Raw genomic sequence first — 16,540 nt, 5'->3', positions numbered from 1 at the left:
GCTTGCATTGCCTAAATCTGATGAAGGATTAAAAAATGAAAAATCTTAACAAACCAGCTAGTGATTCCGGGGTATTACGTAAAACCCTGTTATCTGCAGCGATATCTTTTTGCGCCATCAGTTCATCTGCATTTGCTGATGACGATGTCGTTACATTAATTGAAATGGGCGACCTGCACGGCACTCTGGTTCCTCATGCTGCAGTTCTAAAAAATCTGGATGGCAGCGAACGTGAAGTTGCAAGTTCCGGTGGCCTGGCTCGTTTAAAAACGGTTGTTAATACAATTCGTGCAGACAATTCTGAAGCGGTATTACTTTCTACCGGTGACTTAACCCACGGTAGCGCAGAAACCATGTTTACCGTCGGTGACGCCATGATGGTACCGATGAATGCTTTTGGTATTGATGTATACACACCGGGAAACTGGGACTTTGGTTACGGGGGTGCGGTATTCCGTAATCGCTTTACATCATTTGGCCCTAAGCCCACTATTCCGGGCAACCTGCGCGCCATGTCTGGCCATATTGGCTGCGATGATGTACCCGTTATAGCTGGCTTAACGGATGAGGCCAGTGGTTACACCTGTAATGAAATTACCGCTACTGCACCTTTCCCAACGCCTGAAGGCAAAGGCGTTATCCAGGCAAGTTTTCCTACTGTAGCAGCTAATGTGTATAACGCAGCACCACTACCCACATTCCTACATGGCAAACCTGTACTACCTCCTTTTAAAATGCTAAATCGTAATGGAACTCAAATAGCCGTTATTGGCTTAACCGCTTCTATCGTTCCTCAACAGGCAGATGCATTTAATATTGGCCTACGTTTCACTCAGGGCATTGAAGAGCTACCGGGTATTATTGAGCAGGTCAAATCACTGGGCGCAGAACTAATTGTTGTACAGTCTGAACTAGGGTTACCACAAAATATCAAAATTGCGCAAACCTTTGAAGATATTGATGTTATGTATTCTGCACACACACATGAGGTCACACTAGGCGCCTTACTGGTGACTGAAAAGAAAATTACCAGAACAACACCGGGAGAGTCTTTAAGCCGGGGCGAACTCCGTCAACTATCCAACGGCGCAGCCATTGTTGTTGAAACCAACCGTGACATGTATGTTGGACGCCTTGATTTAGAAATGAATCATGGAGATGTTGTTGATTTTGACTGGGAAGCGATTCCAGTTGACGAATCAATTGCTGAAGACCCCGCCATGGCAGAATTAGTTGCTGCAATGGAAGAGGATTTTATTGCTGGTGAAGATGGTCTGGTTAAACGTCACAGCTTTTTACCCGGTGGTTTTCTTAACCCATCAACCCAGGGTTTACAGTTAGTTGATGACCTGGATACGGTTGTGGGTTATACCGACACTTTACTCTTACGCCATCATGTACTGGAAGATACACTGAATAATTTTCTTGCTGACGCCATTCTTGATGTAACTAACACAGTGCCTGATGTAAGAGATGTACCTGGCTGGGAAAATGGAGTGGACATATCAATGGCAAATGGCTTCCGTTTTGGTAATGCCGTACTACCTGGTAGTGAAATCACATTACGTGATTTATATACCTGGTTCCCGATTGCCCCTGCAGTAAATATTGCTGACTTTGCCGGCCAGTCTATTGAAGGCAGTTTAAATACTATTTTAGGCGCCGTATTTAATCGTAATGTATTTATGCAACGCGGTGGCTGGTATCTGGGTCTGGCTAATATGGAACAGACAATCGACCTGAAAAACCGCCCATTTAGCAGCTCAAGCGGACGTATTGTACAAACAAAAATTGGTGGCATGCCACTTGACCCTGGCAAGCGTTATGTCTTTGCTTCCTGTTATGGACACGGCAATGCACTCGATCATGTATGTCGTACCGGTGGTGGTGCAAACCACAAGTTCTTCCAGTTAGCAGATGCGGATGATTACAGTAGTGATATTACTCTGTCAGAACCCGTGAATAAAGTTGGCATTATTACCGGCCCGGTGGTTAAACAGGTAGCACCAAATAATTACCTGCATCCGGTACATGCTCTGCGTCGTTATCTGGACAGTCTGACGGACAACACGGTAACAGAGGCCCAGTTCGGTACAGGTCAGGGACGTGTAACAACTGTAGACTCCAAAAACCCGGGTAACCTGCCACAGGCAGAGAGTGAACAGATTGGTCAGCCAGGCAACACACCTGATGCCAGTTTTGTACAACCTCCGTTTGGAGCGGGCCCTGACTTTTTTAGTGGTAGCATTAATAACCACAGTCACTAATAAAGCACCATGATCTTAAACCGCCTGTTTTTTAAAGCAGGCGGTTTAAGTCATTTTATTGCACTCAAACTTAAGATAAACAAAGGGCATCATCAACTTACAGAGATGTCCTATACTTATCAGATGAAAAAAATAATATTATCAGGCAGCTTACTGTTTATACTATTTACAAACACATGTTTAGCAGAGCAAAACGGTAACTGCACAAAATTCACTCCTATGACCTTTGGTATTCTGCCTTTTGTTAGCGCCAAACAACTGGTGATACGTTTTACTCCAATGGCGAACTATTTATCACAACATTTAAATACACAGGTACGCATAGAAACAGCACCCAGTTTTATAGAGTTTGGCCGTCGAACTGTAGTAAATAAAAGATATGACATTCTATTTACAGCGCCCCACTTTTACCCCCACGCCAATGAAGCGGGCTATCAATTAATTGCCAGTGTTGACTCTCCTGGTATGAAAGCTGTAATTGTGGTGCCTAAACAGAGCCCTGTTAAAAACATAAATGATCTGCGTGGTAAACGCCTGGCAACGGTAGATGCAAAAAGTCTGGCTACATTACTAATAAAAAAACATTTATTAAAAAACAAAATTAATCCTGCCAAAGATCTAAAAATAATTTTCACCCCAACACACAATGCATCACTATTATCTTCATACCACGGAATCACTGATGCATCAGCATTAATGCAACCACCTTATGAAGCTGCCAGCAAGCAGGTACGTGATAACATGCGAATTATCACAACCACAGAAAGAGGACCACACATTCCAATCAGTGTTGGCGATCGAATTAGTGATGCCTGTGCAGATGAAATTTCGACACTATTACTAACTATGTCGTCAAATATTGAGGGAAAACAGGTGCTTAAACATAATCGTTTTTCCGGTTTTAAAAAAGCCAGAATAAGTGAATATGAAAAAATTAAAAATCAAATGTTGCGACCTTAAAACATGAGTAAATCAATACCACTTTTGCAGTCACTGCGTTGTCGTCTGATCGTTAGTGTTGTTATCATTGAAATTGTTATGCTTTCAATACTGGTGTGGAATAACATTTCAATCATACAAACCACCCACACAGATCGGCTCAGAGATACAGCAACCAGTATGATTCAACAAATAGCCAATACATCCGGTAATTTAATGGTCGCTGTTGATTATGCTTCACTGGAGGATTATCTAAAAAATGTTATCAGTTATAAAGAACTACAGTATCTTGCAATACTCGATAGAGACAATAATATCGTTTTTTCTTTCGGGCCATTCCCTGAAACAAAACTGCCCCGGATAGACACACACCCGGCTCTTACAGATGATAATATTTTTGATATTGCAGAAGTAATAACGGTTGCCGATCAGCCTATGGGAAAAGTTGTAATGGGTTTTTCTTTAAAGCTAATGCATGACGTAATTAATAAATCACGCATCAGAGGTATTAGCATTGCTGCCATAGAAATAATTTTAACCATAGTAGTTACAATCATAATCGGGCTTGGTCTTACGCGTAGGTTAGGTATGTTATCAGATGCAGCTGAACAGGTAGAAGGCGGAGATTATTCCGTAACAGTACCCACTACCCCATGTGATGAAGTAGGAAAAACTGCAGCATCATTTAATCGAATGGTGGCTGAAGTATCGAACCGTACGCGACAATTACAGGAAGCTGAATCACTATCTACAAAATTACTACAGGAGAATCGTCGCCTGATACACACCTCACTAGAAATACAGGAAGCAGAGAGAAAACACCTGTCACGTGAACTTCATGATGAACTTGGGCAATGCCTGACAGCTATTCAGGCAGATGCAGAACTGATTCGTGACATTTCAGATAAAGATAAACGCATTGAAACCAGTGCCAATGCAATTATGGATGTGTCTTCTCGAGTTTACGATGTTGTGCACTCAATGATGCACAGGTTACGCCCAGGCATTCTGGACAATCTCGGTCTGGTCGAAGCACTCAAAGACGAAATAAAAGCATGGCAGAATAGAAATCAAAAAACACAATACTGTTTTACACATACAGGTGATTTATCAACTCTAAACGAACATTTCAATATAACCCTGTATAGAATTGTACAGGAAGGCCTGACAAACATTTCTAAACATGCAAATGCTGACAAGGTTGATATTGAATTGCATAATGATGCAAATAACCTTTTATTAAAAATCACTGATAATGGCACTGGTTTCAATTTACAGTCATCCTGTAACGGCCTTGGCTTAATAGGAATGAGAGAAAGGGTAGAGTCATTAAATGGTAAACTGCAGTTGCGCAGCCAGCCAGGCGACGGTGTTTCAATAAATATTTTAGTTCCATTAAATTTATCATGAATATAAAGAATGACATTAGCGTACTACTGGTGGATGATCATGAAGTTGTGCGTGCAGGCTATAGTCGATTACTAGAAGCAACCAATGGAATTTCAGTCATAGCTGAAGCTGATGATGGTGGTTCAGCATACACCGAATACTTTAACCACAAACCAGATGTTCTAGTAATGGATTTATCCATGCCGGGCATAGGTGGTCTTGAAGCCAGTCGACGAATCTTAATAAAAGACAAAGCAGCAAAAATACTCGTCTTTAGTGTTTATGAAAATGAGGTTTTTCTTACCCGGGCACTAGATCTGGGAGTACTAGGATACATTTCTAAACGTAGCGCATCTCAGGTTATGATTGAAGCCATACGCCAGGTAGCAAAGGGAGAAATATATGTTGGCCATGAATTAATGCCTTATCTGGTTAAAGCTCGAAGTTTAGTTGATGGTGATCCACTAACCAAACTGACACCTAGAGAATTTGAAATTTTTCTACTTTTAGCTGACAGTAAAAGTGTAAGCAACATTGCCGACTTATTAAATTTAAGCCCAAAAACAGTTGGTCATCATACGACCAGCATTAAAAACAAATTAGACATCTCCGACATCGCCGGTTTAACTCGGTTAGCGATACGACTGGAATTAATGTCACCTTAGGTTAATATTATGATTTATAACTATTTAGCACATACATATAAAGTTTAGAACCATCTTTCTATTTAATGATCAAGAACTGCCCTAATACGTATCGCAAGATCTTTACGTGTATAGGGTTTGAATAAAATATTTTTTTTCAATTCAAACGATGTGTTTTCGATATTTTTATGAGAAGCATACCCTGTTGCCATTAATACCTTTATCTCTGGATATATTTTTTTCACTTTCTCAGCAAGCATAAATCCATCAATGCGACCAGGCATAACAACATCGCTAAATAACAAGTCAATATTTTTTATATCTTCATCTTTCAACAAATCCAGCGCTTTATCTGAATTTTCTGCCACATATACTTTATAGCCAAAACTAGTGAGATAAATCTCCGCCAGTTCACATAAATCAACTTCATCCTCCACTAACAATATGCTTTCATTTCCACCAGACAAGACAACCTTATTATCTGAAATATCACTCGATTTATTTTTCTGAACAGATTTAGGAAAATAAATTTCAACACATGAACCTTTACCCAACTCAGATTCAATATTTATAGCACCCTTCACTCTTTCAACAAAGCCAAACAACATAGCCATGCCTAGCCCTGTTCCTTTGCCTACCATTTTTGTTGTGAAAAATGGCTCAAATATATGCTCCAGAACATCCTCACTCATACCACTACCAGAGTCATTGACACTTAACTTAACATACTTACCTGCAGCTAAATTATTTACATGATATGGCTGAGCTCTTTCTAATATAATATTTTCTGTTTTGACCTCAAGCACACCTCCATCTGTCATAGCATCACGTGCATTAATAATAAGATTTAGTACCGAATCCTGAAGCTCACCATCGTCAGCCATAACATCCCAAACATCATGACAAAATACAAATTTTAACTCAATTGATGGTGTAATTGAGCTCTGTAAAATACTTTGCATACCCAACAGACTTTCATTCAAATTTAAAGTTTTCTTATTGAAATCTTTCTTACGAGAAAAATCGAGCAAGCCCTTGGTTAATTCCGCACATCTCTGAGCACCTTTTGTAGCCGATTTAATCCATGAATTAACACGCGGATCTTCACTTACCTCATCCTTTAACATTTCTAGATAACCAAGTACAACACCTAACTGATTATTAAAATCATGAGCTATGCCTCCAGAGAGATGCCCGACTGCTTCCATTTTCTGAGAGTGACGTAATGACTCTTCTAGCACCTTCTGATTGGTAATGTTTTGCGCGAGCCCTTCAACAGCTACAACACTCCCTTTCGAATTAAAGACAGGCGTATGAGTTATACGTATATTACATATTTCATTTATTGAATTAAACATATCAATTTCACAAGCCTGTGGCTGAATACCATTAAAGACTTTGTGTAAATTATTTTTTAAATTCTCTTTTGCTTCATTATCAATTATTTTATCTCTACACTTTTCTATAAATTCACTCTCTTTAAAACCCAGACAGTTAAACACTGAAGGACTAATATAACTAAATTCTCTATCCTTATTAAGTGTAAACATAAAAAACTCATCACTCAGGTTTTCAACCAACTGACGATGTTTACGCTCACTATCAAGTAATTCTGCATTTAATTTATACTCTTCTGTCACATCATGAAAAACAAGTATCACACCTATCAACTCATTGTGATCATTCCTGATCGGGGCAGCACTATCCGCTATTTGATATTCACGTCCATCAGCAGATACCAGTACCGTATGTTTTCCTAATCCAACTATTTCACCACTGGAAATAACCCTGGCAACCGGGTCTTGAATTTTTTCACCTGTTTTTGAATTATGTATCTTAAATACATCAACAAGCGGTTTCCCACGCAACAGTTTATCTGAAACACCTAGCAGCTGACTTGCTACAGGGTTTACTCGTTCAACACGACCAGACGTATCAGTTGTGATGACAGCATCACCAATTGAATTTAGTGTTGTTTCAGATCTTTCTTTCTCTTCTGATAACTCTTCAAATATTCTTGCATTATCAATAGCAACACTAACCTGATTAGCAAAAATCTGTAATAAATCGAAATCCTGCTGAGTAAAGGTTCCACCACCCTGCTTACCAAGCCCAGATAAACCACCGACTATTTCACCTCGTGCCATTAATGGGACCAACAGAGAAGATTCCATACCCTCCTCCCATATCAGCTTTTCATTCATAGACCATGTTAAATCTTTGGCGAATATTAATGGCTTCTGGTTACTCAGCACCCAGCCGCACATTCCAGTCGATATAGGAAATGTTACATTCAAAATATCAGCAGCATTTTTTCCAGCTGCAGCCTGATATGTATATTTTTCTTTTGTTGAATGTATAACTGGAATCGTAAGTGTTTCAGCTGAAATAACTTCACGTGCTTTAATAGCAATAGAATCCAGCAACTTATTAAGGTCAAGTTCAGTAACTAATTCATCAGTAACTGTCTTGATAAGTTCAAGCTGACGCTCTGCAATATGCAGCTGTTGTTGAAGTATTTCTTTTTCTGAATTTTGCTTCAATGACATGGTAAAAAATACCTAATATGTCACGTTATAGTGTGACTTACTTACATCAACTGCGTAACTACTAACACCTGAAACTTCAGCTTTAACCATTAAATCTTTTTCTGTATCTATCATTAATATATCAACGCATGGCTGACAAATTTTAAAAGTGACCCCCATACTATCTGCTTCTTTAACTAAATACTCTAATGACGGGGCTCCCTTACGCCGCATTATATATTTAACAAAACGTGAACCTAAACCTAGAAAGTTTAATTGACTCAATGGCAACATTGAATTTGAGCTAGAATTTAAAAAGGGTATAAACCGTTGAAGAAGCAAATCCGTTTCGATTACACGCCCTGGTGCCGGCTGTGCTTTCTGGAATAGCTTTCTAAAGCGTCTCATTAAGCTTTGAGGTTTTTTTATAGAGTTAACCCCATAAAAAATGAACCACATATTCACCTGCTCACCCATAGATGCTAATGCTAATGCTACTTCAAATGCGGTTATCGCTTTATCTAACTCACCACTCACCAGCAATATTGTTGCATTCTTACCTTTTGATTTTGTCATTCTTCTGACTCGGATATTTTGATGATAATTTCAATCATTCGACCAACCTGTGGTTTAACACTGAGTATTTCGTGCTGATTTAACTCACAAAAATCTCTGACACCTTGCTCAAATATTGGGTCATCACCTATAATTCTTAATGTTTTACCAGCCTCAAGAGAACCAGCAGATTTAGATAATGATATCAAGGGCATTGGGCAGCACATACCGCAAACATCAAGACTATCATCAGATTCATTCATTTTCATTACTCTCTTAAAAACACCAACATGCGCACAACTCTTATGTGTATACGATCTATATATAATAGCCTATTTTTCTATTAATTTAGTTATACACGAAAGGGTGGCACATAAGAACAATATGCATTAAATACATATAACTCTATGTTTTATCTGCAATAAACTTCAGATAACTCAATACTATTAATTTTTTAATAGCTTTGATTCAATATAGGAAAGTATTTCTGGAAATGGAGTTCTAACTAACATCCACGCAAGCAACACGCCCGTGGTATTTGCTAACATGTCGTATACATCAAAAAAACGATAGCCCGTCATAGCCTGTAAAAACTCAAGGCTTATTCCCATAACAATAAAAAAAATAGCACACATATAGACCGTTTTTTTTGCATGATAAATCTGCATGAACCAGCCCATTAAAACAAAATAACCAAAGACATGCGCATATTTATCAAAAAACTTCACATCCATTGTTATCGGGTCAGATGTCAATGAACTATAAAGCACATACGCAATCAGACCATAACCGACTATCAACCAAAGCTGCTTATATTTTAATAACGGATTTTTTTTAGACATCCGCAAACATCACAAATAAAAATATTGCTAGTACAATTCGATAAATAACAAATGGCAACATACCCATTTTTTCTAGTAGTTTAAGAAAATAATGTATACAAAAATACGCACTTACACCTGATAATAATGCACCCAGCATTAAGGGCTGCATATCATCTATAGTTGCTTCTTTTAGATAATCCAGTGTTTTTAAACCACCAGCTAAAACAATAACAGGAATAGATAATAAAAATGAAAACCGTGCTGACGCTTTACGACTTAAGCCTAAAAACAATGCTGCGGTCATCGTCGCGCCTGAACGCGATGTCCCGGGAATTAAAGCTAAAGCCTGAGCCAGACCAATAAATAAAATATCAATCCAGCGTAAAGAATACTCATCACGAGTTTCTCGTCCTTTGGCATCAGCCCACCATAATAACAGTGCAAACACCAACGTTGAAGTTGCCAGCACCTCCGGGGCACGTAAGTGTAATTCAATAAAATCTTTAAAGAACAAACCAGCAAGCCCTACAGGTATCGTTCCAAATAGCACAGCCCAGGCCAACTTTGCATCCTGATCAAACCCTTTACCAATAACTGATGCTCCCCATGAGACAGTCATTCTTCCAATTTCATTTCTAAAATATAAAACCACTGCTGCAAGTGTTCCCACATGCACCGCAACATCAAATGCTAACCCCTGGTCCTCCCATCCTGTTAAAATTGGCACGAGTATAAGATGCGCCGAACTGGAAACTGGCAAAAATTCTGTTAAACCCTGCACTAACGCCAAAACAAGTATTTGTAAAAAATCCATTATTATCTCTTAACTATATTTATATTTAAATGATTCAATCAATTACAATCTGTAACGAAAATCACGCACTTCAAAACCGGGGATATTTTCTTCTAACCCTTTCGATAATCCAATCACTTTAAAACGCTCACCCATTTCACCAGGCAAACTTAATGTTTTCATTTGCTGCACAATTTGTAATTTTTTTATTTCACTATCTGCTCTAGTTTTTTCTACAATATTTGCTAAACCGGCATTAATTAAAAAATTACCCTGAGATGTAAAACCATCCACATCAAAATCATTTTCAATAGCGGCTTCTGCAACAGAGGTAAAATCAACAAATGCGGTTAAATCCTGCAAACCTGGATACCATAATGGCTCATCTATAGAGCGGTGACGATAGTAACCCATAAATGTACCCATATGACGTTCTTCTGAATAATATTCACTGCGCGGATAACCGTAATCAATTAAATATACAGCACCTCTATTAATGCACTGTGAAATTGATTTTATCCAGGGTTCTATATTTAAATTTATTTCACTGGTATAGGTATGACCTGGACTCTCAATGTTTAATAAATCAATACTATCTGTTATTTTTTTACCCGCATCTTTATAACTTAATCGAAGTTCCTGCTGAAATACGTCAACCCCTAACAACTGTACTGTTTTGTCTTTTATTGAAAAGCGCTTCACCGGCATTGCATCTAATACTTCATTAGCAATCACTACTGCATTAACCGGTTTCTCCGGTAAAAATGATAACCAGCTTACCCGGCTATACAAGTCAGGCACTATCTGCTGAATTGTCTCTTTCTGCCTTTGCTGTAATTCTGCACTTAATTCTATGATTAAATATTCTTCCGGTAATTCATTCTTCTTCTGTAATGCCAACAATATATCTGCTGCCAACTTACCAGAGCCGGCACCAAATTCAATTATTTTAGCATCTGTCATTTTTTCCAGAACCATTGAAACTGGATTCGCAAGAGTTTGAGCAAATAGCGGACTGACTTCAGGTGATGTTATAAAATCACCCTGCTCACCAAACTTTTGCACCCCACCACTGTAATAACCTAATCCAGGTGCATACAGGGCCAACTGCATATACTGATCAAAATCAATCCACCCGCCCGCATCAGCTACTGACTGTTTAATAATTTCATTCAATTTCCGACTTTGCTCAATTTCATCATCAGTCGGTTCAGGTAAATCTAGTGTCTGCATTAATGTTACAATATTTGAAAATAATAAATGGCATTCTATCATGCAAAATAATTCAGTTCCCAGAACAGTACTCATTACCGGTGCTGCTGCACGAATCGGTGCGGAAATCGCTCGCACACTCCATGCAGCTGGCTTAAATATTGTGATCCATTATCGCTCATCAGCTGATAGCGCCACACACCTTGCAAATTCATTAAATAAGCTGCGTACTGACTCAGCCAGTATATTGCAGGCAGATTTACTTCAAATTGATACTCTCGATGCTTTAGTAAAAAGCGCCGCATCTATTTGGGGTGGACTTGATGTTCTAGTGAACAACGCATCAAGCTTCTATCCAACTCCCGTCGGTAAAATAACAGAAGCAAACTGGGATGATTTAATGGGCAGCAATCTAAAAGCCCCCATATTCCTATCTCAGTCAGCTACACCCTATTTAAAACAAAATAACGGCTGCATCATTAATATTGTAGATATACATGCGTTTCGCCCAATGAAAGAACACCCCGTTTACTGTGCTGCTAAAGCGGGTCTAGCTATGATCACTCAATCACTTGCTAAAGAACTTGGACCAGAAATACGTGTGAACGGCGTCGCACCAGGTGCAATTATGTGGCCCAGCACTGAACTAGACCCTGAGGTTCAGGCATCTATTCTTGAGCGCACAGCACTAAAACGACAGGGCTGCCCGGAAGATATTGCAAAAGCTGTGAGATTTTTAGTAATGAATGGGGAGTACATTACCGGGCAGGTAATTCCAGTTGATGGTGGACGGAGCTTGAACATTTAGCTTTAGTTCAAAAACTATAGATATTTTATTCTGGCACTTTCCCCCAGATAAAAACATCTGTTCGTTTAAGCACAACTATCAATATTTAAATTTATTATAATCGGAATGACTTTATTCTACATTGTGCTACGAAGTCAGTTTAAAATAAAAAAGAATGCCCCCCTAATTAATGCGTTCCAGAATCTAGAGAAAACTCAGATCACAATTATAAAATTATAACTGAAAAATCAAATTAGCCTTCTAAAACCGATAAGCCCTATAAGACCTGACACAAATAAAATAATAGCAGGTGGTACCGGCACTACTGAGTATTGAATAGTATCTATACTCAAATCTAAACTTGCCGAGTCGTAGCTCGTATATCCCAGCTCAGACGTACCCTGACCTCTACCAATGGCTAAGTGACCATAAGCATATACTGAAGGGCTACCATTATTAACCCACGAAAATGATTGATTTAACGAGTCACCAGTAATTAAATTATTCAGTGTATCGTTATCCCACATTGATAAAACCAGCTCACTTTGTTCATAATTTAAATAATCAACATAAAATGCATCACTATTTCCAATATCAAGCATATCTACATTTTGATTTTGAGTACCATCTGAAAGGCTAATATAACTTGAGCGAGAGCCATTTAAATCAATTGTTTGCTCCTCTACCGTTAGTGACATTTGCAACCAGTCTGTATGGGGCTGGGGGTTATATGAATCACCTGAATCAGTAGCGTAATGACCAATATAAGGATCAACACCATAAATATTACCGTCTAGTGGTGCTAAGGCAGTATCAATACTGAAGTTAATAGTATAGTTTGAACCAACATAAGGGTTGGTATTTCCTGCATTGAAGAAAAAGGTTTCATCGAAGTCGTTACTATCAGATGAATACTGAACAGTCCCCGTAACAATACCATTAATAATTGCAGCATTCGTCGGCAAAGAATTAAGCACTATTGTTAACAGCCCAACATTTATTAGAGCCTGTATGTTATTTTTCATTTATATCTATCCCTGAATTACTATATAAGAAGAGTGCAGCGTAATAATCACGCCTATTTTTATAAGTTATTGTTTCGCTGATACTTTATACTATTTGCGTTATTTTTCAACTGCTGAGCATACAAAACACACCGACACATTTCTAGTGCTGTAAATTAATCTTGAAACTTAGGGATATATCTTTGCTTGAATTATATCTAGCAAACTTTCAAATAATGCACACTGAATAATTTTTCATTATCTACCCATGTTTTCACTCTTTCAAAACCGGCCTTTTGTGCCAATTCCTGAAAATGCTCAATTGAGTACTTATGAGAATACTCGGTAAGAATTGATTCATCTTTTTTAAATTCAAAAACTTGACCAGCAAGTTTAACCTGCTGATCCTGCAAACTGAGCAAATGCATTTCTATGCGACTTTTTTCTTCATTAAAAAAAGCATGGTGTTTAAAACTATTCAGTTTAAAATTTGCACCTAGCTCATTATTAATTCTCGTTAACAGATTCAGATTAAACTGCGCCGTAAAACCTTTTTTGTCATTGTAAGCAGCATTTAAAATTGCCGGGGCCTTTCGTAAATCCACGCCAATTAACAGACCACCATCCTGGCCCACCATACTTTTAATTTCTTCCAGTACCGCAACAGCCTGCTCAGGCATAAAATTACCAATCGTTGAACCCGGAAAAAATGCAACTTTACCAGTCGCTTCCACATGATAGGGTAACTTTAATTTACCCGTAAAATCTGCACACACCGCATGCACATTTAACCATGTAAATTCAGCTGCCAGTTTTTTTGCCTCATCCTGTAAATAACGCCTTGATATGTCAATTGGCAAATAAGCAATTGGCCTTAACGCATCAAGTAATAATCGAACCTTATAACTATCTCCACTACCCGGTTCAATTAACAGGCATTCTTTACCCAGATTATTTACAAGATCATCGATATTGTCTCGAATAATACTAACTTCTGTACGAGTTGGATAATATTCTTCAGTGCTACAAATATCCTCAAATAACTTTGAACCTGTTTCATCATAAAAATATTTAGGTAAAATGTAAGGTTCGGAGGCAGACAAGCCCTGAATAATATCCTTTTCAAAATCAGCTATTTCCGGATGCTGATCGAAAAACTGGAAACGATCTGTAGATTTTGTCATAAAACAAACGAGCTCTTTAAATTTGACCCTATAATACATGCTGCTCGAGGTGTAGACTACCGTCTGGCATAAACTAAAAATTCAACCCGATAAACCTAAAGGTTACATGAATAACTCCAATACTGTCCCTGTCATTAAAGAACTGGTATTAGTCGGTGGTGGCCACAGCCACCTTTCAGTTCTTAAGTATTTTGCCATGAACCCTGTTCCCGGGTTACGACTTACGCTGATTACCCGTGACCTGCACACCCCCTACTCCGGCATGCTGCCAGGTTATATCGCGGGTCATTATGATTATGATCAGGCACATATTGATTTACGCCCTCTGGCCCATTTTGCAAAAGCACGTATTTTTCATGCTGAAGTCAAATCTATCGACCTTGAAAATAAACAGATTATTTGCCCCGACAGACCACCCATAAATTACGATCTGGTTTCAATCAATATTGGATCAAGACCAGGCACTTTACATACCCCGGGTGCCGATGAATTCACCATCCCCGTTAAACCCATTGATAGCTTTTTATCTCAGTGGGATTGCTTGATAGAAAATATTTTAGAACGCACACAACAGGGTGACTCTTTTCATCTCGCCGTTGTAGGTGGTGGTGCGGGTGGAGTTGAAATGGCGCTAGCGACTCAATATCGTTTACAGTACCTGCTCAAACTTGAAAACATTAAACCCGCAAAAATTGAAGTTGCTCTTTATAGTGACGATGACAATATTTTAAAAACACATAATTCTCAGGTTCGACGACGCTTCAGACGCACCCTTCATCAACGTGACATCAAGATAAATACAGGTCATAAAATTGAAAAAGTTGAACACAATAAACTCATCGATACAAATGGAAACCAACACACCGCCGATGCAACTCTCTGGGTTACAAATGCCTCAGCACCTGCCTGGTTAGCAGAATCTGGCCTTGAAGTAGATAAAGATGGATTTATTGCTGTAAATGATTACCTGCAATCCATTTCACACGAAGATGTTTTTGCCGCAGGCGATATTGCCGCGGTCATAAATCATCCTAGACCTAAATCTGGTGTATTTGCTGTACGTCAGGGCATGCCATTGGCTAAAAATCTGGATCGTTTTATACAGAACAAAAAACTTAAAGCCTTTAAACCACAGAAGAATTTTCTTGGCCTGATTAGCACAGGGGATAAACACGCCGTCGCTTCTCGAAGTAACTGGTCATTAGAAGGTGACTGGTTATGGAAAATTAAAGACTGGATTGATCGTAAGTTTATGGACAACTTTAATGAGTTGCCCGAAATGAAACAGGACACTGCACCTGAATACAATCAGGACATGGCAGACCAAAAAACCATCCATGAAATTTCAGCCATCGCCATGCGTTGTGGTGGCTGTGGCGCCAAGGTGGGCAGCACGGTTTTATCACGTGTCGTTAATCGACTCAGTCCCATTACTCGTGATGATATCATTATTGGTTTAGCCGATCCGGATGATGCCGCGGTTACTGAAGTACCACCGGGCAAACTCATTGTGCAAAGCGTTGATTATTTTCGTAGTTTTATAGATGACCCTTATATCTTCGGTCAAATTGCAGCCAATCATGCGCTCAGTGATATTTTTGCCATGGGCGCTGAATCACAATCCGCTATGGCAATTGCAACCATACCTTACGGCATAGAAAATCAGGTAGAAGATCAGTTATTTCAAACTATGTCTGGTGCTTTAGATGTATTAAATGCAAGCAATACCGCTTTAGTTGGCGGTCATTCAAGTGAAGGCGCTGAACTTTCATTTGGCCTTTCTGTAACCGGTCTGGCAGATCGTGAACAGGTCATGCGTAAATCAGGCATGCAAGATGGCGATGTTTTAATTTTAACCAAAGCGCTAGGCACGGGCACTTTATTTGCTGCAGACATGAGACTAAAAGCCAAAGGTCGCTGGATAGATAAAGCACTGCAAAGCATGCTGTTATCTAATCAGGCTGCCGGATTTTGCATGCATCGACATGGCGCAACCGCCTGCACTGACGTGACGGGATTTGGTTTGCTCGGCCACCTTGTTGAAATGACCCGATCATCCGGTAAAAGTGTTGAGGTTAATTTAGATTCTTTACCTGTCATGGATGGTGCACTCGAAATGATTGCCACCGGTATTTTCAGTTCGCTACAGGAACAGAACGTGCGCCTTCGACGCGCCATAAAAGAATCTGAAAACTTACGCAAACATAAACATTTCCCTTTATTATTTGACCCACAAACTTCTGGCGGATTGCTGGCGGCGATACCTGCTGCAAATGCAGGACAATGTTTAGTAGAACTTCAGGAACTGGGTTACCCCGTTAGTGTCATTATTGGACAGGTAACAAAAGATTCTAAAAGTGTTGAGAGCGTGACGCTCTTAACGTAAAGACAATTAATAAAAGAGCTTGAAGGTC

General features: G+C 39.1%; 14 protein-coding genes. 6 read left to right on the top strand and 8 right to left on the bottom strand.

The window, feature by feature from the left end; genetic code table 11:
* Window positions 1–35 precede the first annotated feature (35 nt).
* From DIZ80_12005 to DIZ80_11990, 4 genes are read left to right on the top strand one after another with little or no spacing between them, the layout of a single operon-like run.
* Entirely contained in the window at window positions 36–2,267 is a 2,232-nt protein-coding gene (locus DIZ80_12005; protein RDH82980.1) for a hypothetical protein, read from the top strand.
* A 9-nt stretch (window positions 2,268–2,276) separates the two neighbouring features.
* Complete coding sequence (locus DIZ80_12000) at window positions 2,277–3,227, top strand: hypothetical protein (protein ID RDH82979.1); 951 nt, start codon at window positions 2,277–2,279, stop codon at window positions 3,225–3,227.
* Between the two features lie 3 nt (window positions 3,228–3,230).
* Window positions 3,231–4,616: a hypothetical protein gene (locus DIZ80_11995; GenBank protein RDH82978.1), complete on the top strand. Its 1,386-nt coding sequence runs from the start codon at window positions 3,231–3,233 to the stop codon at window positions 4,614–4,616.
* Complete coding sequence (locus tag DIZ80_11990; protein RDH82977.1) at window positions 4,613–5,260, top strand: DNA-binding response regulator; 648 nt, start codon at window positions 4,613–4,615, stop codon at window positions 5,258–5,260. Before DIZ80_11995 ends, DIZ80_11990 begins: the two co-directional genes overlap by 4 nt.
* 62 nt (window positions 5,261–5,322) lie before the next feature.
* On the opposite strand, the gene DIZ80_11985 is transcribed toward DIZ80_11990, so the two are convergent.
* The 6 genes from DIZ80_11985 to DIZ80_11960 form a co-directional block, all read right to left on the bottom strand.
* Window positions 5,323–7,788, bottom strand: a complete 2,466-nt coding sequence (locus DIZ80_11985; protein ID RDH82976.1) for a hypothetical protein — start codon at window positions 7,786–7,788, stop codon at window positions 5,323–5,325.
* A 12-nt stretch (window positions 7,789–7,800) separates the two neighbouring features.
* On the bottom strand, window positions 7,801–8,343 hold the full coding sequence (locus tag DIZ80_11980; protein ID RDH82975.1) for a hypothetical protein: 543 nt from the start codon (window positions 8,341–8,343) through the stop codon (window positions 7,801–7,803).
* On the bottom strand, window positions 8,340–8,591 hold the full coding sequence (locus DIZ80_11975; protein RDH82974.1) for a sulfurtransferase TusA: 252 nt from the start codon (window positions 8,589–8,591) through the stop codon (window positions 8,340–8,342). Before DIZ80_11975 ends, DIZ80_11980 begins: the two co-directional genes overlap by 4 nt.
* Window positions 8,592–8,768: 177 nt before the next feature.
* Window positions 8,769–9,164, bottom strand: a complete 396-nt coding sequence (locus tag DIZ80_11970; GenBank protein ID RDH82973.1) for a hypothetical protein — start codon at window positions 9,162–9,164, stop codon at window positions 8,769–8,771.
* Window positions 9,157–9,960, bottom strand: coding sequence for an undecaprenyl-diphosphatase (locus DIZ80_11965; protein ID RDH82972.1), 804 nt, complete (start codon window positions 9,958–9,960; stop codon window positions 9,157–9,159). The genes DIZ80_11970 and DIZ80_11965 overlap by 8 nt, the downstream gene beginning before the upstream one ends.
* Window positions 9,961–10,002: 42 nt before the next feature.
* Window positions 10,003–11,247: an SAM-dependent methyltransferase gene (locus DIZ80_11960; GenBank protein ID RDH82971.1), complete on the bottom strand. Its 1,245-nt coding sequence runs from the start codon at window positions 11,245–11,247 to the stop codon at window positions 10,003–10,005.
* Here DIZ80_11960 and DIZ80_11955 point away from each other — a divergent pair.
* Entirely contained in the window at window positions 11,213–11,959 is a 747-nt protein-coding gene (locus DIZ80_11955; GenBank protein ID RDH82970.1) for a pteridine reductase, read from the top strand. The genes DIZ80_11960 and DIZ80_11955 overlap by 35 nt on opposite strands.
* 227 nt (window positions 11,960–12,186) lie before the next feature.
* On the opposite strand, the gene DIZ80_11950 is transcribed toward DIZ80_11955, so the two are convergent.
* Both DIZ80_11950 and egtD read right to left on the bottom strand, forming a co-directional pair.
* Window positions 12,187–12,963 carry a hypothetical protein gene (locus tag DIZ80_11950; GenBank protein ID RDH82969.1) on the bottom strand — a complete coding sequence of 259 codons (777 nt, stop codon included), beginning with the start codon at window positions 12,961–12,963 and terminating at the stop codon, window positions 12,187–12,189.
* A 197-nt stretch (window positions 12,964–13,160) separates the two neighbouring features.
* The gene (gene egtD, locus DIZ80_11945; protein ID RDH82968.1) at window positions 13,161–14,126 is read right to left on the bottom strand and encodes an L-histidine N(alpha)-methyltransferase; all 966 of its coding nucleotides are present in this window, start codon (window positions 14,124–14,126) and stop codon (window positions 13,161–13,163) included.
* Window positions 14,127–14,232: 106 nt separating this feature from the next.
* On the opposite strand from egtD, the gene selD reads away from it, so the two are divergent.
* The gene (selD, locus tag DIZ80_11940) at window positions 14,233–16,512 is read left to right on the top strand and encodes a selenide, water dikinase SelD (protein RDH82967.1); all 2,280 of its coding nucleotides are present in this window, start codon (window positions 14,233–14,235) and stop codon (window positions 16,510–16,512) included.
* The last annotated feature ends 28 nt before the right edge of the window (window positions 16,513–16,540 follow it).

It is taken from the genome of endosymbiont of Galathealinum brachiosum, from assembly GCA_003349885.1.
Taxonomy (GTDB): Bacteria; Pseudomonadota; Gammaproteobacteria; order SZUA-229; family SZUA-229; genus SZUA-229.
Note: the sequence above shows the minus strand (reverse complement) of the source record. Positions and strands in the feature narration are given on the sequence as shown.

What these genes read in the sequence shown, in the direction of transcription:
- selD (RDH82967.1), top strand. Translation starts at nt 14,233, where the DNA reads ATGAATAACTCCAATACTGTCCCTGTCATTAAAGAACTGGTATTAGTC.
- DIZ80_12000 (RDH82979.1), top strand. Translation starts at nt 2,277, where the DNA reads ATGATCTTAAACCGCCTGTTTTTTAAAGCAGGCGGTTTAAGTCATTTT.
- DIZ80_11985 (RDH82976.1), bottom strand. Translation starts at nt 7,788, where the DNA reads ATGTCATTGAAGCAAAATTCAGAAAAAGAAATACTTCAACAACAGCTG.
- DIZ80_11990 (RDH82977.1), top strand. Translation starts at nt 4,613, where the DNA reads ATGAATATAAAGAATGACATTAGCGTACTACTGGTGGATGATCATGAA.
- DIZ80_11980 (RDH82975.1), bottom strand. Translation starts at nt 8,343, where the DNA reads ATGACAAAATCAAAAGGTAAGAATGCAACAATATTGCTGGTGAGTGGT.
- DIZ80_11965 (RDH82972.1), bottom strand. Translation starts at nt 9,960, where the DNA reads ATGGATTTTTTACAAATACTTGTTTTGGCGTTAGTGCAGGGTTTAACA.
- DIZ80_11995 (RDH82978.1), top strand. Translation starts at nt 3,231, where the DNA reads ATGAGTAAATCAATACCACTTTTGCAGTCACTGCGTTGTCGTCTGATC.
- DIZ80_11960 (RDH82971.1), bottom strand. Translation starts at nt 11,247, where the DNA reads ATGAGTACTGTTCTGGGAACTGAATTATTTTGCATGATAGAATGCCAT.
- DIZ80_11970 (RDH82973.1), bottom strand. Translation starts at nt 9,164, where the DNA reads ATGTCTAAAAAAAATCCGTTATTAAAATATAAGCAGCTTTGGTTGATA.
- DIZ80_11955 (RDH82970.1), top strand. Translation starts at nt 11,213, where the DNA reads ATGCAAAATAATTCAGTTCCCAGAACAGTACTCATTACCGGTGCTGCT.
- DIZ80_12005 (RDH82980.1), top strand. Translation starts at nt 36, where the DNA reads ATGAAAAATCTTAACAAACCAGCTAGTGATTCCGGGGTATTACGTAAA.
- egtD (RDH82968.1), bottom strand. Translation starts at nt 14,126, where the DNA reads ATGACAAAATCTACAGATCGTTTCCAGTTTTTCGATCAGCATCCGGAA.
- DIZ80_11950 (RDH82969.1), bottom strand. Translation starts at nt 12,963, where the DNA reads ATGAAAAATAACATACAGGCTCTAATAAATGTTGGGCTGTTAACAATA.
- DIZ80_11975 (RDH82974.1), bottom strand. Translation starts at nt 8,591, where the DNA reads ATGAAAATGAATGAATCTGATGATAGTCTTGATGTTTGCGGTATGTGC.